At 45.6% G+C, this 20,066-nt stretch carries 16 protein-coding genes; 5 read left to right on the top strand and 11 right to left on the bottom strand.

Annotated features, from left to right (window positions below; all coding sequences use genetic code 11):
• Positions 1 to 96: 96 nt before the first annotated feature.
• The gene (locus tag BJP34_RS30675) at positions 97 to 2,202 is read left to right on the top strand and encodes a thioredoxin domain-containing protein (RefSeq protein WP_070395613.1); all 2,106 of its coding nucleotides are present in this window, start codon (positions 97 to 99) and stop codon (positions 2,200 to 2,202) included.
• A gap of 31 nt (positions 2,203 to 2,233) precedes the next feature.
• On the opposite strand, the gene BJP34_RS30680 is transcribed toward BJP34_RS30675, so the two are convergent.
• The 3 genes from BJP34_RS30680 to BJP34_RS30690 form a co-directional block, all read right to left on the bottom strand.
• Positions 2,234 to 3,919: a peptidoglycan D,D-transpeptidase FtsI family protein gene (locus tag BJP34_RS30680; RefSeq protein WP_229424104.1), complete on the bottom strand. Its 1,686-nt coding sequence runs from the start codon at positions 3,917 to 3,919 to the stop codon at positions 2,234 to 2,236.
• Positions 3,920 to 4,133: 214 nt separating this feature from the next.
• The gene (locus BJP34_RS30685; protein ID WP_070395615.1) at positions 4,134 to 4,667 is read right to left on the bottom strand and encodes a hypothetical protein; all 534 of its coding nucleotides are present in this window, start codon (positions 4,665 to 4,667) and stop codon (positions 4,134 to 4,136) included.
• 681 nt (positions 4,668 to 5,348) lie between these two features.
• Positions 5,349 to 5,513: a plasmid mobilization protein gene (locus tag BJP34_RS30690; RefSeq protein WP_229424105.1), complete on the bottom strand. Its 165-nt coding sequence runs from the start codon at positions 5,511 to 5,513 to the stop codon at positions 5,349 to 5,351.
• Between the two features lie 52 nt (positions 5,514 to 5,565).
• On the opposite strand from BJP34_RS30690, the gene BJP34_RS30695 reads away from it, so the two are divergent.
• The 3 genes from BJP34_RS30695 (at position 5,566) to glgB (ending at position 9,815) form a co-directional block, all read left to right on the top strand.
• Entirely contained in the window at positions 5,566 to 6,786 is a 1,221-nt protein-coding gene (locus BJP34_RS30695) for an RNA-guided endonuclease InsQ/TnpB family protein (protein WP_070395616.1), read from the top strand.
• 69 nt (positions 6,787 to 6,855) lie between these two features.
• The gene (locus tag BJP34_RS30700; RefSeq protein WP_070395617.1) at positions 6,856 to 7,155 is read left to right on the top strand and encodes a hypothetical protein; all 300 of its coding nucleotides are present in this window, start codon (positions 6,856 to 6,858) and stop codon (positions 7,153 to 7,155) included.
• A gap of 371 nt (positions 7,156 to 7,526) precedes the next feature.
• Complete coding sequence (gene glgB / locus BJP34_RS30705; protein WP_070395618.1) at positions 7,527 to 9,815, top strand: 1,4-alpha-glucan branching enzyme; 2,289 nt, start codon at positions 7,527 to 7,529, stop codon at positions 9,813 to 9,815.
• A gap of 177 nt (positions 9,816 to 9,992) precedes the next feature.
• Here the strand turns inward: glgB and BJP34_RS30710 are convergent, their stop codons facing one another.
• The 7 genes from BJP34_RS30710 to BJP34_RS49670 all read right to left on the bottom strand — a co-directional run bounded on the left by BJP34_RS30710 (position 9,993) and on the right by BJP34_RS49670 (position 19,158).
• Positions 9,993 to 10,607 carry a pilus assembly FimT family protein gene (locus BJP34_RS30710; protein WP_070395619.1) on the bottom strand — a complete coding sequence of 205 codons (615 nt, stop codon included), beginning with the start codon at positions 10,605 to 10,607 and terminating at the stop codon, positions 9,993 to 9,995.
• Positions 10,608 to 10,660: 53 nt separating this feature from the next.
• Positions 10,661 to 11,275: a prepilin-type N-terminal cleavage/methylation domain-containing protein gene (locus tag BJP34_RS30715; RefSeq protein ID WP_070395620.1), complete on the bottom strand. Its 615-nt coding sequence runs from the start codon at positions 11,273 to 11,275 to the stop codon at positions 10,661 to 10,663.
• A 157-nt stretch (positions 11,276 to 11,432) separates the two neighbouring features.
• A complete protein-coding gene (gene hpsC / locus BJP34_RS30720; protein WP_149031266.1) occupies positions 11,433 to 12,449 on the bottom strand; it encodes a hormogonium polysaccharide secretion pseudopilin HpsC in 1,017 nt (338 codons plus the stop codon).
• 66 nt (positions 12,450 to 12,515) lie between these two features.
• A complete protein-coding gene (hpsB, locus tag BJP34_RS30725; RefSeq protein WP_070395621.1) occupies positions 12,516 to 13,223 on the bottom strand; it encodes a hormogonium polysaccharide secretion pseudopilin HpsB in 708 nt (235 codons plus the stop codon).
• A gap of 17 nt (positions 13,224 to 13,240) precedes the next feature.
• On the bottom strand, positions 13,241 to 13,915 hold the full coding sequence (locus BJP34_RS30730) for a hypothetical protein (protein WP_229424106.1): 675 nt from the start codon (positions 13,913 to 13,915) through the stop codon (positions 13,241 to 13,243).
• 109 nt (positions 13,916 to 14,024) lie between these two features.
• The gene (hpsA, locus tag BJP34_RS30735; RefSeq protein WP_070395623.1) at positions 14,025 to 19,013 is read right to left on the bottom strand and encodes a hormogonium polysaccharide biosynthesis protein HpsA; all 4,989 of its coding nucleotides are present in this window, start codon (positions 19,011 to 19,013) and stop codon (positions 14,025 to 14,027) included.
• Between the two features lie 13 nt (positions 19,014 to 19,026).
• A complete protein-coding gene (locus tag BJP34_RS49670; RefSeq protein ID WP_267876413.1) occupies positions 19,027 to 19,158 on the bottom strand; it encodes a hypothetical protein in 132 nt (43 codons plus the stop codon).
• A gap of 389 nt (positions 19,159 to 19,547) precedes the next feature.
• On the opposite strand from BJP34_RS49670, the gene BJP34_RS46160 reads away from it, so the two are divergent.
• On the top strand, positions 19,548 to 19,787 hold the full coding sequence (locus tag BJP34_RS46160) for a hypothetical protein (RefSeq protein ID WP_070395624.1): 240 nt from the start codon (positions 19,548 to 19,550) through the stop codon (positions 19,785 to 19,787).
• Here BJP34_RS46160 and rpmB read toward each other — a convergent pair.
• Complete coding sequence (gene rpmB / locus BJP34_RS30745) at positions 19,740 to 19,976, bottom strand: 50S ribosomal protein L28 (RefSeq protein WP_008183615.1); 237 nt, start codon at positions 19,974 to 19,976, stop codon at positions 19,740 to 19,742. The two genes, BJP34_RS46160 and rpmB, sit on opposite strands and share 48 nt — an antisense overlap.
• Positions 19,977 to 20,066 lie beyond the last annotated feature (90 nt).

A 20,066-nucleotide genomic window follows, 5' to 3' on the forward strand; every position in this document is an offset into this window, starting at 1 on the left:
TCATAAATAACTAACGACAAATAACTAACGACAAATACATCAATGATTCACTACTCACCAAGGTAGACTGAAGGGGAAGCGACTACTGAAGCTGTCATGACTAACCGCCTTGCCCAATCCCAAAGCCTTTATCTACGTAAGCATGCTGAAAATCCGATCGATTGGTGGCCTTGGTGTGAAGAAGCGCTATTAACGGCAAGAAAACAAGATAGGCCAATTTTCCTGTCTATCGGTTACTCTAGCTGCCACTGGTGTACGGTGATGGAGGGCGAAGCGTTTTCCAATCAGGCAATTGCCAAGTATATGAATGCTAATTTTCTTCCGATTAAGCTAGACCGGGAAGAAAGACCCGATATTGATAGCATTTACATGCTAGCATTGCAGATGATGACAGGTCAAGGAGGCTGGCCCCTTAATATTTTCCTGACACCGGATGACTTGGTACCCTTTTATGGAGGTACCTACTTCCCTGTGGAACCACGCTACGGAAGACCGGGGTTTTTGCAGTTGCTCCAATCAATTCGTCGCTTCTATGATTTAGAAAAAGGTAAGCTTAACAGTTTCAAAGAAGACATCCTGGGATACCTCCAACAGGCAGCAGTACTACCCGAATCAGAGCAGCTTGGTGATGATTTGCTCTTTATCGGTGGTCAAGTTAGTGTGGGTGTCGTTAATGCTCTCAATCCAGGTCCACGTTTCCCCATGATTCCCTATGCCAGTATGGCACTACGGGTTACTCGCTTCGATTGGGCATCGGAGTATACCCCAGAGCAGGCTTGTGCACAGCGGGGACTAGACTTAGCCAAGGGCGGTATTTACGATCATGTGGCTGGGGGGTTTCATCGCTACACAGTTGACCCCACTTGGACAGTACCCCACTTTGAAAAAATGCTCTATGACAATGGGCAGATTGTGGAGTACTTGGTAGATTTGTGGAGTGCAGGGATTCAGGAAGCCGCTTTTAAACGAGCGATCGCAGGAACAGTTCAATGGCTCAAGCGGGAAATGACCGCTCCGAATGGTTTCTTTTATGCTGCTCAAGATGCAGATAATTTCGCGACTCCAGCAGACAGTGAACCTGAAGAAGGGGAGTTTTATGTCTGGAGTTATTCAGAACTAGAACAACTGCTAAGCCCATCGGAGTTTACAGCAATTCAGGAAGAATTTACTCTGACCAAAGAGGGCAACTTTGAAGGCAAGAATGTGTTGCAGCGCCGTTACTCAGATCAGTTTTCCCAGAACACTGAAGCTGCTTTGGCTAAACTGTTTGAAGCACGTTATGGTGCCAAACCGGATCTCCTGGAAACCTTCCCACCAGCCAAAACCAATCAAGAGGCAAAAACCCGGAACTGGCTCGGTAGAATTCCACCAGTAACGGACACCAAAATGATTGTTGCCTGGAATAGCTTAATGATTTCTGGCCTAGCGCGAGGCTATAGTGTGTTCCTGGAACCGGACTATTGGCAACTAGCAACTGTTGCTGCTCAATTCATCCTCAACAATCAATGGGTAGCAGGTCGATTCCACCGACTAAACTATGATGGTCAACCGGCAGTGCTGGCTCAGTCTGAAGATTATGCCTTGTTTATCAAAGCTCTGCTGGATTTACATCAGGCAAGTTTGTCAGTAGAACAACCTTGGCCAAAAGGCCAAGGTTCAAACCTGCAACCGACCAACCTGTCACCGGCCAGTTGGCTAGAGAAAGCGGTTAAGGTACAGCAGGAGTTTGATGAATTGCTGTGGAGTGTGGATAATGGTGGTTACTATAATGCTGCCAGTGACCCTAGTGATCAACTGTTAGTAAACGAGCGTAGTTATACGGATAATGCGACACCATCTGCCAATGGGGTAGCGATCGCAAACCTAGTACGTCTGGCTTTACTTACTGAAGATCTCCGATACCTTGACCGAGCAGAGCAAGCCTTGAAAGCATTTAGTAGCGTCCTCAACACATCCCCTCAATCCTGTCCCAGTATATTTACTGCTTTAGATTGGTACCGCAATTGCACTCTGATTCGCGCTGGTGCTAAGCAACTTACCTCCCTCATCTGTGAGTATTTCCCCGTAAGTGTTTATCAATTAGATACCCATCTGCCAGATTCTGTTATTGGTTTAGTTTGTCAGGCACTTAGTTGTAAACCAGCAGCCACTAACACTGATCAGTTATTAGCACAGGTGCAGACAAGTCAAACCAGAGCTTGAATTGTACTCATTTTAAAACCGAGTTTCCCTACTAGCGGAAGTTTTGAGATGATGGTGGAATCCGCTCAATGGTAATCAGTGCTTCTATAACTGATTTGACTAATGGTGCAGCTACGTTAGAACCAAAGGCATTGCCTTGGGGTTCATCCACTACTGCTAAGATGACATAGCGGGGAGATTCTACTGGCAAAATTCCCACAAAGCTGGTGATCTTGGCATCGCTGTAATAGCCCCCATTAGGACTGGCTTTCTGAGCCGTACCGGTCTTACCACCAATCCGATAACCAGGAATGCGGGATGCCTTTCCAGAACCATCAGTTACTACAGTTTCCATCATTTCCACCACTGTCCGAGTAGTGTTGGGGGAAAATACTCGTCTCGGTGCAGGACGGCGTGGTTGCCAGTGGGGATTCCCTTTGGTGTCAAACAGTCCGCGAACCACATGGGGAGTCACTAGCTTACCGCCATTGGCAAGGGCACCTAGCATCTGAGTTAGCTGAATTGGGGTTAAGGAAAAGCCTTGACCAAAGGAAGCCGTAGCTGGTTCAATTGGGGAAACTTTAAATTTGTACTTACTTTTGAGCTGTCCAGCCGTCTCAGCTGGTAAATCAATTCCTACTTTTTGCTTTAAGCCTAGCTTCTCTAACCAGTCATAGTAAACCTCAGGTTTCATCTTTCTCATCATCCTCACCATGCCCACATTGCTGGAATGTTGAAGAATCTTGCTGGGATTGATCATCCCGCGAGCGCCTACTGATTTATAGTCATGGTTGAGAATCGGCCATTCGCCAATTTGAATCTTACCAGTGTCGTTGAACAAGCTTTGGGCTGTAATGATACCAGTTTCTAATGCGATCGCAACGTTTAGGGGTTTGAATGTCGAACCAGGTTCATACAAGTCTGACAGCGCCCAATTTTTAAACAAACTCACATCGAATTTGGAGTACTGATTGGGGTTGTAGGTTGGCTCACAAACTAGGGCTAACAACGAACCATTGTTTACATTCATCACTAGGATACTGCCACGCTCTGCATTAAATTTCTTGATGGTTTCCTTCAGGGCAGAGCGAGCTGCTCGTTGCAGGCGACTATCAATAGTTATTTGTAGCCGCAGGTCATCAAGGTGCATAAATCCTTCTGGCACATGACCTGGCATCAAGGCTCCATTGCCAGCACGGCTCAGTCGGATGTTTTTTATCTCCCGTTCTAGGAACTTTTCTTGGGTGTATTCTAGACCGGCTTGACCCAGATGATCGAAAATGTTTACATAACCCACCACATCTGATGCCAATTCATTTTGGGGATAAAAGCGGGAGTATTGTCGAATCAACTCTAAACCATCTAAGTTCAACCGAGAAATTTGGTCTGCGATCGCTTCTGGGATCGTATTGCCCAAGCGAATACCACTCTTACGTTTCCCGAACTGCTCCTCCAAATCTGTTGGTGTTTTTTTGATCATCGGAGCCAGCAAAGCAGCAATTTCCTGTAAGGATTTTTTGAACAACTTCGGGTGAGCATATAAGGTATAGACAGGTCGGTCGATGGCTAAAACATTCCCCTTGCGGTCAACAATAGGACGGCGAGGTACAAATGGCCGCATATAGACCATTTGCTGCCGCCGTGCTTTTTCCTCTAGGGACGATCCCTCTGAAACTTGCAAACGGTATAAATTTAGCAACAGCCCACTGCCGCCTGCCATCATTATTACCCATATCATTAGCAGTCTCAAACGGTTGTTTCCCAGTGACTTACCGGGCTTCATAAGGTTTTACCTGACTATCATTTTTAACAAATATACCTAAATAAATATACTTAAACAGACACACTTAATTAAATGTATTTCAATAAATATACTTATAAAGATCTACTTAACTAAATATAGCTAAACAGAGTTTTACCTACCCTCATTCGCCCTATACCTAGGCCAAAAACTAGTAACCCAGGGGTGTGATTTTCTTGGGTTTTGGCTCAGGAGGTTTCGTGAAAGCGGTAAATGGCTGGCGCTGAGGACGTTCAGGAGCTCGTTTGAGAAAAATTGTATTACTTGGATTGGGAGTAACCAGCCCTGTAGCTGGATTTTCAGCCTGTTGAGCGAGTTGATCTTTGATCACTTCGGTTGTTGCTGTCATATTGCGCTCATCTCTTTGCAGCTCCTCTAGCTTACGATACTCTTGGGTCCATTGTTGCTGGCTGTAAACTGTCCAGGAATAAACGGTGACAGCAGTAGCAATTAGTGTAAATGTTACTATATCTGATCCCAGTTTTAAAAATAGTAAGGCTTTCAAAAAAATTGGTGTTTGCTGCTGCAAAACACTCACATTTTCAACCTTTGGCTTAGGGGTTTTCGGTGACATCATAGTATCTGTTGGTGGTCGTGCTATCCTAGAACGTTGGTCTTTTGAAATAGCCAATGATTGCTGAGACCGATTTCTTTGACTACGAGCAGAGCGAGGAACAGCATTCATAAAAAACTCCTTAGTTGTTGGAAACACCTATGGGAAACCGGTAACGTTTAATCAGGGCAGGAAAACAATCTAGTGGCCGAGACTTCAGAGGTCTTAGGCTGGTTAGCTAACTCAAGAAGCGCTGCTGACCAGGATTAACTTGGTAGCAGTTATTACTAGCTAAAAAGATGATGCTAGAACGCACCTATCTTAGCATCAGGTCAGATTCAGGAGGAATCGTGAGTTAGGGACAGACGAGGATTTGTGATAGCCTAGAAATTAGTAGTAAAAATCAGAAAAAAACTCCTGAGCGCACCAATAACCCTAGCTATCACCCTAAGGTTAGAGCAAAAAACCAATCCCATCAATAGAAATTATTCCTGTAAATCAATCACACAGCCACACTGATTAATCCAGACGCCACAGGCAGTGCTGAATCGGTTGAGCTTTAGGGCGGCAGCCCCGCGCTGTACCCGTGCTTGGTCAGCGTCTCAAAGTTACCGTAAGGATAGGGTCGCCTTTATGGTTGGTCGGTTATGCATAAAAGAGGTGCGACCCGTGGCGAATTTAATTCGCCTAGCGATGCAGCGCGGTCTTGGGGGTTTCCCCCATGAGCGACTGCATCAAGACAAGGCTCCACTAACAATCAGGTTTCGTCTCTAGGAAGGATAGCCCGGTGATGGAGTGAAACGGAGTCACCAATTAGGAATCCTGGGGGATAGGGAAACGAGCTATCAAGCTTCTAATCAACTCAGAGGGTGTCATCCCTCTCTTATCGGCCTCCTGTTTTAATTGTCGTTTTTCAAATTCAGTTACTCTGACTATCAACTTTTTATCTTTCATCTTTTCGGTATTTTGGATTGTCATATGGATCCCCAAATGTTAGACTAACAATAGGTCGATAAGCAAGAGGACAAAAATGAGATATGCATATCAATACCGATTAAGACTAGCAAAGTCGCAAATTGCAAAAGTAGAGAAATGGCTGGACATGTTGCGTCATCAGTACAACTATTTGTTGGCAGACAGGTTTAATTGGTTTGAGCAGAATCGCTGTCCTATTAATTCTTGTCCCCTTGTTTGTCATTTACCAGATCTAAGAAATAACCCTGACTACTTTTCCCAGAAGAAAACTCTACCTCAGCTAAAGAAAGATAGACCTTGGTATAGTTATATTCACGCTCACGTATTACAGGATTGCGTAAAGAGAGTAGATCTGGCTTTTAAGCGGTTTCTTAAGGGAGATAGTAATGGGAAAAAGAGCGGAAGACCTCGATTTAAAAGTAAAAATAGATACAAGTCGTTTACTTTTCCTTCTCTATCCAAGAATCCTATAAATGGCAACATCTTGACTCTTCCAAAATTTGGCAAAGTCAAGATAATTTATCACCGACCTATCCCAGAAGGATTCAAAATCAAAACAGCTACCATAACCCGAAAGGCTGATGGCTACTATGTTACGTTGTCAATCCAAGATGATAGTGTTCCAGAGGTTATCCCAGTAGATAGCGTTGAAAATCCCATTGGGATAGATATGGGTCTCAAGTCTTTTCTTGTTAAGTCTGATGGTTCAGAGGTACCAATACCCCAATACTATCGAAAGGCTCAAAAACGGCTAAAGAAGATCCAAAAAGTTGTTAGTCGGTCTAAAAAAGGTAGTAACAACAGGAAAAAGGCTGTTAGCAAATTAGGCAAAGCCCATAAAAGAGTTGCTGACACTCGGAAAGACTTTCATTTTAAAACAGCAAAGGGATTACTAAACAATCATGATTTAGTAGCTCATGAAAAGTTGAACATTAAAGGTTTAGCGAAAACTAAATTAGCTAAATCTATATTAGATGCTGGTTGGGGTCAATTTCTGTCTATCTTATCAGTCAAAGCCTTAAATGCTGGACTAATCACGAAGGCAGTGAATCCCAGAAATACCAGCCAAAACTGTTCCAATTGTGGAACGAAAGTCCCTAAAAAATTAAAAGACCGCATCCATTCTTGTCCTCACTGTGGGTTTACAGCGGATCGTGATGTGAATGCGGCAATAAACATATTGAATTTGGCGGTGGGGCGTCCCGTCAGCAGTAAAGCTTGCCGAGTAACCGAAGGGATACCTGGTGTTGGCAAGAAGCCCGCGTTGTCCCGTTAGGGCAACGTCGGGAGTACGTCACATAGGATTTTATTAACGACTCAATTTAAGTAATCAATCCTCTTGGTCATGGCTAAATTGTTGAAATTGTTAGGAATTGGCCTAGAATTAACTATCGCTATACTTATAGCTAGACCAGGTTGGTGTTTACCACCTCCGGAAGATCTACCAGAAGAGGTGTTGAGAACTGAGATTATTATTGAAGCGCGATCGCCTCTTGATGGCAAGCCAATGAATCCCGCTGAATACGCCCAACTGCAAGATGCCATAGCACAACGCTCAACCAGCCCTGGCCTTGACCCCCAGATTCGAGAATTGATTTTTCTGTTGCAACTGAGCGATTTGTTTCGGACAATCCTTCCGTTCTAACGGTGATACTCCCAGACCTGTTTACCCGACGGGGTGACAAACTGCCTTAAAAGCTTTACGGGGTGTGGGGTGTGGGGTGATGGGTGTAGGGTAACCCACCCCTAACCCCTCCCAGGAGGGGAAGATCAGGAGCTGGCGGAGTTGCGACGGGACGGTTAAATCAGGTTTGGGAGCGATTGTTATCCCACCGGCTCACTCCAAATTCCCTGTCAGCCATGCAAAGCGCGAGTGGGGGAAACCCCCGCAGGTCGGCACTGGCTCCCCTGTTCCGAAGCTGCATCGCTTCTATTTTCCCCACCCCCTACCCCCCACACCCTACACCCTGTTTAGTTTAATGCCTTGTTGTCACCCCCTGAGCCTGTTTACCCTGAATGTATTCAAGAATTAATCCCGAACAAATTGACCAGATCGTAGGAAACCAACATCATAACCCCTTTGAAGTGCTTGGTTCCCATAAATTTGAGCAAGATCGTAAGGTTAGTTGGGTGGTGCGGGCTTATCTACCAAATGCAGAAGCAGCATGGGTAGTTCTGCCAACGGAAAGGGAGTCTTACCCAATGCAATCGGTACACCATCCTCACTTTTTTGAGGTGGAAATTGAAACACCTCGGCTGGCTAATTACCAACTGCGCATTAAAAAAGGCGGACGCGAATGGGTTAGCTATGACCCCTATCACTTCCGTTCTGCCAAACTAACCGAGTTTGATTTGCACCTATTTGCAGAAGGGAATCATCACCGCATCTACGAGAAACTGGGGGCTCATCCTACAGAAATTGATCGGGTTGAGGGAGTCTATTTTGCCGTTTGGGCACCTAATGCTCGTAATGTTTCAGTGATCGGGGATTTTAATCATTGGGATGGCCGTCAACATCAGATGCGCAAAGGGGTCACTGGTATCTGGGAACTCTTTATTCCTGAACTGGGAGTGGGAGAATCCTACAAGTACGAGATTAAAAATTCTGAAGGTCATATCTACGAGAAATCTGACCCCTATGGTTTCCAACAAGAGGTCAGACCGAAAACTGCTTCGATTGTTACCAACTTGGATGACTATCAGTGGCATGATCACCACTGGATGGAGCATCGGCGTCACACTGACCCCTTGAGGCAACCGATTTCTGTCTATGAGCTACATCTGGGCTCTTGGCTTCATGGTTCTTCAGCTAAACTTCCTCAGGGAGCAAATGGTGAAACCCTAACGGTGGTAACCGTTTCAGACCTCAAACCAGGAGCCCGTTTCCTGACTTACCGAGAACTAGCCCAAAAATTAATTCCTTATATCAAGCAATTGGGCTTCACCCATATCGAAATCTTACCCCTGGCAGAGCATCCCTTTGATGGCTCTTGGGGCTATCAGGTTACCGGTTACTATGCCTGTACCTCGCGCTATGGTAACCCACAAGACTTGATGTATTTTATCGACCAGTGTCACCAAAATGGGATTGGGGTAATTTTGGATTGGGTACCCGGTCATTTTCCCAAAGATGCTCATGGTTTGGCTTTCTTTGATGGTACTCATCTCTATGAATACGCGGATCCCCGTAAAGGTGAACATCAGGAGTGGGGAACCTTAGTCTTTAACTATAGCCGTAACGAAGTGCGGAATTTTCTGGTAGCTAACGCTTTGTTTTGGTTTGATAAGTACCACATTGATGGCATGCGGGTGGATGCCGTAGCATCTATGCTCTATCTGGACTATTTACGTGGGGATGGAGAATGGATAGCAAATCAGTATGGGGGTCGGGAAAATCTGGAAGCGGTGGATTTCCTCAGGCAAACTCATCAGGTGATTTTTGGTTATTATCCTGGTGTTCTCTCTATTGCGGAAGAGTCAACGGATTGGCCGATGGTGTCTTGGCCAAATTATTTAGGAGGTTTGGGATTTAATCTGAAGTGGAATATGGGCTGGATGCATGATATAGTAGACTACTTCAGCATGGATCCCTGGTTTCGCCAGTTCCACCAGAATAATGTTACCTTCAGCATGTGGTACAACCATGCTGAGAATTATATGCTTGCCCTATCTCACGATGAGGTGGTTCATGGCAAGAGTAATATGCTTGGGAAAATTCCTGGGGATGAGTGGCTCAAGTTTGCTAATCTCCGCTGTCTGTATGCTTATATGTTTGCTCACCCAGGTAAGAAAACTTTATTCATGAGTATGGAGTTCGGTCAGTGGAGTGAGTGGAATGTCTGGGGGGATTTGGAGTGGGATTTGTTGCAATATCAACCCCATAAAAATTTAAAGCAGTTGATTAGTGACCTGAATTATCTCTATCGCAGGGAACCGGCGCTTTATACTCAGGATTTTGACCAGGACGGCTTTGAATGGATTGATTGTAGTGACAATCGCCATAGTGTGGTGTCATTCATTCGCTATGCTCACGATTCTGAAGAGTTTATTGTGACAGTGTGCAATTTTACCCCTCAGCCCCATAGTCATTATCGGGTAGGAGTCCCCGAGATGGGATTCTACAAGGAATTGCTCAATAGTGATGCTCGCCAATACGGTGGTAGTAATATGGGGAATCTTGGGGGTAAGTGGACAGATGAATGGTTCTTCCACAATCATCCCTATTCCCTAGATTTGTGTTTGCCACCCCTCGGGGTGTTGATTTTAAAGCTTGATGATCAAAAAACTCAAGCAGGCTTACAGTAGTGGGGAGATGGGGAGATGGGGAGATGGGGAGATGGGGAGATGGGGAGATGGGGAGATGGGGAGATTTTTATTAAGGGTAATTACCGGGGTATCATAGCATATCTCTTTGATAATGTTCCCGATTCCCGATTCCCGATTCCCAATTCCCGATTCCCGATTCCCGATTCCCTGCTGCCCTCAATAACAATACTTTTTACTGTTATTCGGTTTAGGATGATATCTACCCTTGCGCAGGGCTCCGATCAGGGTGGATACGTAAACGCAACGTTGGGTGGTGCTATTATTCTTGGTGATTAGGGTGATTTGTCCCAGTTGTCCGTTGGTGTTTCCTCTGTAGTTAAACTGGACTCGCCATACTCCAGTATTTGAACAGTCTCCCTTTGGTTTAGCTAGGGTAGTCTCGGATTTACCTTTCTTATTTTTGTCTTTGTAGATGGCGATGGTAGGGCTAAGGCTATGCCAATGGACTTGATCTAAAATGCATGTTTTTCCCATAGCTCGGTGAATTGACCACTGGACAATGCCATCTTTTTCTCGAAAGCTAGTTTGCCAGATCTCTTTGTCTCGTTTGGCGTTGCTTTGGGCAATGCGCATAGCTCGGTAGATTTGGTCTTGGGCGATGTTGAGGTGCAGATGATTGATAAAGGTGAGCCAGCTGGGAGTTGCGATCGCAGCCAATAGTCCAACGACCAACACTATCAGAATAGTTTCCAGTAGAGTGAATCCAGCGATCGCGCGTAGCGCAATCGCATCAGCTCGGGATTGATCCCCCTGTTGGCTATTGAATTGCATCAACTATCACCCTAATTTAAGTTTGACCTTTCACGTTTCTAACCCACTCAGCACTATGTTGAATGATTACATTCGCTCCCTTTTCTATTAGTTTCTAATGCACCCAAGATAGTTTTTATTCTTACACATCGCTGGGTTGCTTCAATAGGATTATTTTTATTCTTAGAATCGGGAACAGCGACTACAATAGCTAAGTCAGTATCTGCACCATTTGGTAGAACGCCCTGGTTATCAAAGGTAATTGTTTTATTCTGCTCACTCAAAATGGATAACGTTCCAAGTTTGTTTTCATCAGTTAGATTTGTCCCTACCCAAACTTCCTCTGGTTTGACCCCTAAATCACCAACTAAACTCTGCCATTGAAAGTTTTGTGTTGGATTATCATTATTGTTGTCTTGATAAACTGCCGCTTCTGGAACTCCGTCGTTCATCCTAAAACTAACACTGTAGTGGAGTTTTTTATTTTTAGCTTGTCGCTGGGCTTCTTGGATTACACTTAACACTCTCTCATTCACTTTATTCACGCGCTGTCGATTCACAAAAGCCAGCCAACTGGGAGCAGCAATGGAGGATAAAATTCCTACCATTAAAATTACTATCAGTAATTCCATAAAGGTAAATCCAGCATCATTATTTTGTTTTCGTTTTAGGCTTTGATGATCTTCCATTTTTATGTAAAATGTAAACATATAATGCTATAGGGTTTGTTGATGATATTTATGAATAAGTAAATTTAATTGTACTATCCCTTATGAATTGGTTAGAGTAAATTTCTACTCCCTACTCCCTACTCCCTACTCCCTACTCCCTAAAATAACTGCTATATTATTTAATATTAAGGAAACCCCGTCCTTCAATTTGCATGGTTACGGTCGGGAAATAGCTAGACCGGTTTAGTTGGTATTCATAGTCCTCTGGATTAGTCTTGAGCCGAGCTAAAGCATTCCCTCTCAAAAATAATTGGGCTATTCTTTTGTCTGCATCCACACAGGCATAGAACCCACCGTTTATTTGACTTGGAACCTGCAAATCTTCCTCTAGCTCTTGATCTGATTGGGGAAAGACACTTGGACAATCTGGTGTTATTCCCGTTGCTTCGTTATCAATGTAATCTACCAAGATTTGAGCTTGAGTATCGTAAGGAGCATCCCCTTTTGTCCACTGATTCAATTTTTGCTTGAGTGTGCTTCCTCTTATGCTGATCTTAAAGGCTTTAAAGCCTGAGCTACCACGGATACCAAGATCCCCTGAATTTACATTGGTGACTTGATCATGAATTTCAAAGCGACCAATTCTAGCAATATTTGACCAAGTATTATTGTCGTCAGGATTTTCATCATCAATTAAGTAATAGGCAACGAGAGCATAGACAAAGGTATCATTTCCATTGGTAAATTCGCCAACGGTTTCTCCATTGACTTCGTCTGTTCTATCCAAATACTTTCGCTTCCAGAATACCAGCACAGGTGTACAGTTATCTTGGTTACAACCGTCTATTTCATTTGCAAATGGTGGGATTTGGTCTTGGATTCCAGAGTCAGCAGGTGTTCCAGCATTGTCTCTTTCTACTCCAGAGTTATCGTAGATATAGACAGCTTGCTCCAAGTCTCTAGCTATGTAGTCCATAGCGGCTTGGATTTCTTGTTCTGAGGTAGCCTTGGCTTGCTCTTTACGGTCTGTATCAACGATAGTAATCATAAATCTCAATAGTGGCGCGATGATTAGTACCGCCACAATCATGGCTACCAGTAGTTCAATTAAAGTGAAGCCGCCATGGTTGAACTTAGGCTTTTTATTACTTTTAAGTTTATGGGCGAGTAAGGTTCTCAGTGATGTAATCATGGTTGGAGTTTCTGTCAGTGATTGATGTCAGTTATGATTAGTGATTTGTCCAGCCAAACTGTAGTGCTAATCTTGAGAATCTCCAGAATTGCTATTACAACCCCCTAGGCGCTGGCAAAAACGGCTATAACTCGGTGTACCTGTGGTAATTTCTGTAGTCGTTTCAAATAGGGGGGCTTTGCGATCGCTGAATCCAGGTCCCCTAGATTTCGCCTTCGCACCCTCCTGACTAATTTTTAAGTTCTCTTTACCTTGAAAGGCATCAGCTCGGTAAACCCGCACCCCCAGAAAGTAGGTTTTTTCAGGATCTCTGGCATCGGGGTCTGCCGGGATACTCCGAAATGCCTGAATGATCAAGTCTCTGGAACTGTTCTTGCTACAGCCATCATCTTCATCAAGGTCTACGCAGTAGAGACTCTTGTCATTATTGCAATAGGAGTCTTTTTTATCTTTTTTACAATCGAAGTTTGATGGTGGAGCCCCAACCTCAGCCAATTTCTTTCTTTCTTTTAAGATATCTTTGGCTTCCATCTTTTCCGTCTTTGCGGGAGGAGCAATCGCTCCACTCCGTACACCATCGATGTAGGCCCTAGCTGCTTGCACTGCTAGTTCTACTCGTCTGGACTGGACTCGATTTGCCACTCCTAAGACAATCATCGGTGAGATGCCAACCATCAGAATTGTAATAATCAGCATTGCCATCAAGGATTCCATGATTGTGAAACCGGCATCTGATGATTGGGAAAGGGGTTGTTGCTTCTGGGGATTGATCATGGTTTAACTATTAATTATTAAGGGAGTCGGGATAGATGTAGGGTGGGCAGTGCTGGAGTTAGATTGATTTGCTTGTCGTAGGCTGAGCTTGGCACTGCCCACCAACATCGGAGTAGCACTGCTGGGTTCATTGGGAGTGTTAGATCCCCCCTAACCCCCCTTATTAAGGGGGGAACCGGAGAAATATGTAGGGTGGGCAGTGCTGGAGTTAGATTGATTTGCTTGTCGTAGGCTGGGGTTGGCACTGCCCACCAACATCGGAGTAGCACTGCTGGGTTCATTGGGAGTGTCAGATCCCCCCTAACCCCCCTTAACAAGGGGGGAACCGGAGCAAGATGTAGGGTGGGCAGTGGATCAGAGCAATTCATTACCTTGCCATAGACTTGGGTTGGCACTGCCCACCAACATCGGAGTAGCACTGCTGGGTTCATTGGGAGTGTCAGATCCCCCCTAACCCCCCTTAACAAGGGGGGAACCGGAGCAAGATGTAGGGTGGGCAGTGCTGGAGTGAGATTGATTTGCTTGCCGTAGGCTTGGGTTGGCACTGCCCACCAACATCGGAGTAGCACTGCTAGGTTAATTGCGAGTGTCAGATCCCCCCTAACCCCCCTTAATAAGGGGGGAACCGGAGTCGGGAGTAGATTTAGGAGTTTAGACCAATTCATGTCCTGGCAAATAAGGATGGTAAGCACTGCCCACCACCCTGAGATTAATCACAATCGTGCTTGATTACTCATAGTTCAACTTTCAACCTTGGCCTATTGGCCACGCTACGCGAACAACCTCCAACCTGAAAACCTTTTATTTCCGGCAATAGCGCTCGTTAACCGCTGGATCATTGCCGTTCTTGGCACACAGTAAGGTTTCCACCCATGGGTCATCTCGGGACACTTCCCGGAAAAACTCATCGGGGTCTCCCGCTGAAGGGGTGGTAAACCTGGAGGAGAACAGGTCTGGTAACTGGGTCAGCAGAGCCACATCGAAACCATATCGACGTGTGGGTGCCATGTAATAGGGCAGTTCACCACTAGCAGTGGCATAGGGCATGGAAAACTCAGAGCCTCGATCTCGAGCATCTATGTCGTATCCAAATCGAGTGGGGACTGATTCTGCACCAGCGTTCTCATTTGCATGGACGAATGGAGCTGTATCATAGGCCGCACGCTTGAACTGGATTAGGGAGCCGCTGATCCGCACCGGGATACCCTGATTGTTTCTGCAGGTTCCGCCAGTTACCCGCCAGTTTTCTAGGAAGCGTACGAAGTTCTCTAAACTACCGTTATATTCCTCTGGTCTGGGGGGACTATCCCCTGCAGCAATCACTACATTGAAGATTGCTCCATTGGGGTCCTCATTGGGATCAGCTCGCTGTGTCCAGCCCTCTTCCATTTCCACACATTCCCCTCTTTCTATCGGGAATCTGTTCTCTCTCCCTCGGGGTTGAGCAGTCAGGGAGTGAACTTGTAGGACTGGTACCAACATCGGTTGCGCTGTTGTTGGGTTTTGTAATGGCGTTTGGTAAAACAGTGGTTGGTTCTGACCGAAGCTTAGAGCGGTATCGGTAGGCCTATTTGGATTTCTAGCTGTTCTGTACCACAGAGCATGTGGTTGTAATCGAGGAGGTATATTCCACGAATCGTATGGGTAAGCTTGGACAGTCCCTCCAGCATTTATTCCCAGAGGAATCGGATTATTATTGCGATCTAGCTCCAAGTTGTAGTTATTATTATTAGGATCCTCCCGTTCGAAAGCAATGCGACGGGGATAGCGTCGATCGGCGGTATTTATGGCAGGTTGTGCGGTTGTGCCGGACAAAAGTTGATCGACACGAGTTCCTACAAGGTTACTAGCCTGTTGATTTGGGTTGCCTGGTATGCTAACCACCCAGTCCTCAGGTCTACAAGCTGAAACCGGCACTGTGCGACAGATTTCCATCACATACTCTGGAAATTGCACCCGTCGCTGAATCGGAGTGACAAAATTGCTGAGGTAGGAACTGTTTACAGTTCTAGGATTCGGATTTTCTGTAGTAATAGGTCTTGATACAATACTAGGTACAGGATTGCCATTGTCATCTTGAGTATCAATAATATTGTCATCATTGACATCCCACCAGTTGGCACTAGTGACAAAGTTATTGTCAAATATGCCATTTAGTTTGAGTCCTGCTGCAACAGTTATCTCAGACTCCGGAACAATAGGGTTATCTACAACACCATCACCATTAAGGTCAAAGTTAATGGTCGGGTCTGTCTCATTGAAATTTGTTTGTAAGTTACCATTGCCGTCTACGTCATAACCTATGACAATTTGAGACTCTATAACCTGAGGGTCACCTACGACACCGTTGCCATTCAGGTCAGCACCATATATAGCCTCATTTACAAGCTCTGTTAAGTTATCCTGATTTGGATTTTCCAGGTTACTACCCATTGGTATTCCCCTCAGGTCATAGTCCCCATCGGAGCGGTAACCAAAGTTAAAATTCTGAGAGAGCAGAGTAACGCTATCAGCAATCACTACTGCTGGTCGCCACAAATCCCCGTCTGTACATTCCGGCAATCGAGTATCATTTTGGCGACAAGCAAAGTTGTTGTCGAGAGTTTTACGACGCTCGTAAAAATTGTTATTATTCCACTGATCATTTTTAAGTTGTTGCGTAAACTCTTCCACCAAATCTCCCCCAGGGGTTTGGTGCAAATTAAAGCCAGATGTTGTCCCATTTCCAATCTCGTTTTCCGCTGCTTGGATATACACTGGCAAATTGGTGGCTAAAATTAACCCTTTCTCTGCTCCTGCCGGAGTGGTAAAGTCAAATAAGTTACGTTCGTCTTGACGGGCTAGCACTGTCCCATTACGTAAAATAATTCCATTGGGACGGCGGGTGGGGTCTAGCTCAAAGTCTACAGAACTTAAGCGCCTCCTTTCGTCAGGGTTAGCTCCAGTTTGATCACTTAGGTCTAGTAACGCATCATCACGGGTGGCGTAGATAATCCCGCTATTGGGTAGCAGAAATTCTGGGCTGGGACCGTTGGGTGATGTACCATTTGTTTTTGTTGTTCTGAGCAGATCGAGATCCAAAACTGTCGCCCGGATTTCCAGAGGCTGACGGTCTTCTATCGCTAGGTCATAGAGCTGGGGAGTGTTAGGATCCTCAATTTCCTGGACTTGTCTGGCATTCAAAAAGGACTGTTCGTAGATTGCCCCATGGGGGATCGGTGGACTACCCATAGGAGTAGCACCGTCTAAAATTGCTAGGGCGCAACTTGCGGTATCAATAGCTGAATTATCAGCTAGGGTGCGCTCACCTGCTCGTTTGAGTAAAGCTGTTCTCAAGGGTTCATTGGCAAGACGCCCATTGGGAAATACTAATCGGGATTGTCGTTGCAGTCTTTGGTCGTCAGCATTTCTACCTGGAAAGGCGTAAACGATGCCATTGTTAGACCTGCCGTTATTAAGATCAAATCGGTCTGGTGTGTCCCAATTCTCATCTCCAGATGCCACATCATTTTTAGCGGAGTTTTCATCTGTGGGGTCATAGTAGCTACTGACACAGGCAATCGGTTCATCACCTTCGGTGTAGTGATAAACGGCGCTTGCCCTCATCAATAGGTCACTGTTCTGGTCAAAATCAGTAATGTCATCACCAGGAGGAGGAAAATCATTATTATTAGTTAAATCACCACCTACACCACCATGCATGGGCATGGTATCTGGCCAGACACGTATGGGGGGGAATATCGTTTGGTTTTCTATGTCATTTAGCTGTATTCTGCTACCTCCAGAATTTGATGGATCCACAAACCTAATATCCCAACCAGGAGGGGGCAAATAAGACTCCAACTCAGGATTAGTAGGATTATTGCGAGGGAAGCTTGCCAGAGGATCACCAAACTGCTCATCATCCACATAAATCCCAGCACCGGTAACTACCCGCAATCCCCCATACCCTTCGAGAGGTTGAACTGGTTCCCTGGCTGCTGCTGCTTCCCAGAAACCATTGCGGTCAGTATCCCCTAAGTCAGACAAGGGAGTGACTTGGGTAGTGCGGAAGCGATTATCGTCGCTGTCATTCCACGTAACGCCACCCCCAATGTCTTGTGGAGCTCTGGCACCCTGAAATTCCCCTGCCCCTGCTGTGTTATCCCACCATCGAGCGGGTAAGCCATGACCGATCAAAACGCGATCGCCAATTTCTATTTCCCTACCTGCTTCCTGTTGTTCACTTGGTTCCGTTGCGGCAGGACTTAGATTATTTCCCCTGATATTGAGAGTCAGGCCATTGTTAGTGGTGCCATTATCTGGGTCATAGGGATATATCCACTCATCCTGGGGTCGGAGTTGGTCAGGGTTGTTCCCTTCCAGAGTAGCGTTTGGAGGGTTTTGAGTTAGGTCAACTTCAGGGCCAACTTCTGCATAGGGAACACGACGGGTGCGGTCTTTGAAGTATGTCTCTAGAGCTTTATTCCGTTGGTTCTCACGCTCATTTTCATCATCAACTTCTTCGTACTTTTTAAATACTTCCTCTGGGTCAGTACCCTCACCCTTGTTTAACTGAGCGGTGACCAGAGCATTAATTCGTGCGGTGAAGGCTTGGCTGTTATTGCCAATCTCATTGGGATTTTGCGTAACGGATGTATCGTTGTCATCTAAATCTTGGACCCTCGGTGCTTCCTGCTGACCCTGGAACAGATGTATCTTTCCTCCTTGTCGATTTTCATTTGGCTCGTCATCAACACGACCAAAGGCCATATTGCCCCCGACAACGATCTTGCTGTTTTCTTCGGTGTAGTAGCAAGATTCCGGGCTACTGACTTGAAAATACTCATTGTTACCATTACCGGTGAGAAAATTCCCGTTAGTAAAAACCCGGCCATTAATCTGGATGCCACTTCCAGGAGTGATTTGTAAATCATCCTCGTAGACAATGGCATTGTTAGCTAGGGGAATTCTGGCTCGGTCTTGCTGATACTCTAGAGCTGAGAATCCGGCCTCACCGTTGTAAGTTTCATAGGTGGTATTATCTGGTAGTGTATCCCCAGCTACAATCGGAACGGTTGCGGTGTAAACAAATATACTTTTCTTTAATTTCGACCCGGATCTAAACCACCCGGAATTATCCACTAGGCTAGCACTAGTGCTAGCAGCTGCTTCACATCCCCGGTTGTCGTTCGACTCCCCCATCGGTGGGGTTCTCGCTTGTAGAGGCGTTCGTACTTTTTCGTCTTCTAATAATGGATCTGGACTTTTGAAGTAAATTCCGTAGAGGGTGTAGCTATCGAATAGGCCATTATTATCCGTATCAACCGGAAACCTCCAGGCAGTATTTATCTGTTCACCATCTTCTTCGAGGGTCAAACGCTTTTCATCACCAAAGTTGTATCTGGGATTGTTGAAGGCATTTTCCAACGCTTCCTCGGATGGGGTGGAGCGGGGCAGGGTGGGGTCAGCAAACAAGGCTTCTAATTTGGCTTGAGCCCGCTCAATGGCTGGAGCGGCGGCATTGAACACCGCTTGATTGACGCGATAGTTACTGGCATTTTTGACCCGGTCAAAGGAGCGCAACACAATGGCAGTTACCAGCAAGGTTACTACCAAGGTCACCATAATCGCGGTAGGTAACACAAACCCGGCTGTTGCCACCCGGGAGCGACGGTGTAAAATAAATAAGCTACGCAACAGCCAACGCATCAAGGGTTTGGTGATGGCTTGAGACAGTTTGACTACCTGTTTGAGTAGTTTTGCGATCGCATTCGCTAACTTCTTCCTGGTTGACTTCCTGGTTGACATAGGGATTTTCCTGTCACATTTCCTGAGTAGATTCCTGAAGACGAACTAGTTCAAGCACCCTAGATGATAAGGCAATAGGCAATAGGCAATAGGCAATAGGCAATAGGCAATAGTTGACTACAAGAGCTTTTGCTGCTTGTATCAATGTCAAACACCTTAATTGGTAGTCCTATATTCAAATGCTTCAACGAAGCTAAGGGGTAACAACAATTAACAGACCCGATGGTGCGTTACGGGACGGACTGTCCCAACCCAGGCGTTGAGGCAGAAAATTAGGGCGAGCCCGTCCCTAACGCACCCTACGCCTAGGAACTTACCGTTACATCTACCTACGAATAGAGAATATTATTAAATATTTAATTATACTATCGAGATTTCCCAAAAACACAACCGAGATTTGTTAACAGTTTACCTAGCCTAGGACTTTCCTACCTCCTCTAAAGACAGACTATTCCCGCTTACCAAAAAACCATAGACTTAACCTACCCACATTAAGCCAAAAACCCATCATCCCCAGAGAAAAAAGATGGGGAGATGGGGAGATGGGGAGATGGAGAGGTGGGGAGGTGGGGAGATGGGGAGATGGGGAGATGGGGAGATGGGGAGATTTGTATTAAGGGTAATTATCGGAACCCATCAGCTAAAGAGCTAAACAGGATTTTTGCCTCTTGCCTCTTGCCTCTTGCCTCTTGCCTACTCCCTGCTCCCTACTCCCTATTCCCTCATTTAATAATGATTCAGATTAATTCCAGCTTCCTTAGCCATGGCTTGTAGACCCTTCTTCTGCAAGGTCTTTATGGCCTTAGTGGAAATCCGCAGCTTCACCCAACGTTTCCCTTCTTCCCACCAAACTCTTTTAACCTGTAAGTTAACGTTTTGTAAGCGCTTAGTCCGACGGTGGGAGTGAGAAACTGCATAGCCGTTATTGGCCTTTTTACCAGTCAACTGACATCTACGGGACATGGGGTACCTCTTGATTTACATCTGTTCTTGATCATATCTCGCAGATGGTGCAGGGAGTCGGGAGATGGGGAGATGGGGAGGTAGGGAGAT

It is taken from the genome of Moorena producens PAL-8-15-08-1 (assembly GCF_001767235.1).
GTDB lineage: Bacteria > Cyanobacteriota > Cyanobacteriia > Cyanobacteriales > Coleofasciculaceae > Moorena > Moorena producens_A.

Bases quoted from the DNA above. Each gene is read 5' to 3' on its own strand.
- BJP34_RS30675 (WP_070395613.1), top strand. From the start codon at position 97: ATGACTAACCGCCTTGCCCAATCCCAAAGCCTTTATCTACGTAAGCAT.
- BJP34_RS30680 (WP_229424104.1), bottom strand. From the start codon at position 3,919: ATGATATGGGTAATAATGATGGCAGGCGGCAGTGGGCTGTTGCTAAAT.
- BJP34_RS30685 (WP_070395615.1), bottom strand. From the start codon at position 4,667: ATGAATGCTGTTCCTCGCTCTGCTCGTAGTCAAAGAAATCGGTCTCAG.
- BJP34_RS30690 (WP_229424105.1), bottom strand. From the start codon at position 5,513: ATGACAATCCAAAATACCGAAAAGATGAAAGATAAAAAGTTGATAGTC.
- BJP34_RS30695 (WP_070395616.1), top strand. From the start codon at position 5,566: ATGAGATATGCATATCAATACCGATTAAGACTAGCAAAGTCGCAAATT.
- BJP34_RS30700 (WP_070395617.1), top strand. From the start codon at position 6,856: ATGGCTAAATTGTTGAAATTGTTAGGAATTGGCCTAGAATTAACTATC.
- glgB (WP_070395618.1), top strand. From the start codon at position 7,527: ATGTATTCAAGAATTAATCCCGAACAAATTGACCAGATCGTAGGAAAC.
- BJP34_RS30710 (WP_070395619.1), bottom strand. From the start codon at position 10,607: ATGCAATTCAATAGCCAACAGGGGGATCAATCCCGAGCTGATGCGATT.
- BJP34_RS30715 (WP_070395620.1), bottom strand. From the start codon at position 11,275: ATGGAAGATCATCAAAGCCTAAAACGAAAACAAAATAATGATGCTGGA.
- hpsC (WP_149031266.1), bottom strand. From the start codon at position 12,449: ATGATTACATCACTGAGAACCTTACTCGCCCATAAACTTAAAAGTAAT.
- hpsB (WP_070395621.1), bottom strand. From the start codon at position 13,223: ATGATCAATCCCCAGAAGCAACAACCCCTTTCCCAATCATCAGATGCC.
- hpsA (WP_070395623.1), bottom strand. From the start codon at position 19,013: ATGTCAACCAGGAAGTCAACCAGGAAGAAGTTAGCGAATGCGATCGCA.
- BJP34_RS46160 (WP_070395624.1), top strand. From the start codon at position 19,548: ATGGGGAGATGGGGAGATGGAGAGGTGGGGAGGTGGGGAGATGGGGAG.
- rpmB (WP_008183615.1), bottom strand. From the start codon at position 19,976: ATGTCCCGTAGATGTCAGTTGACTGGTAAAAAGGCCAATAACGGCTAT.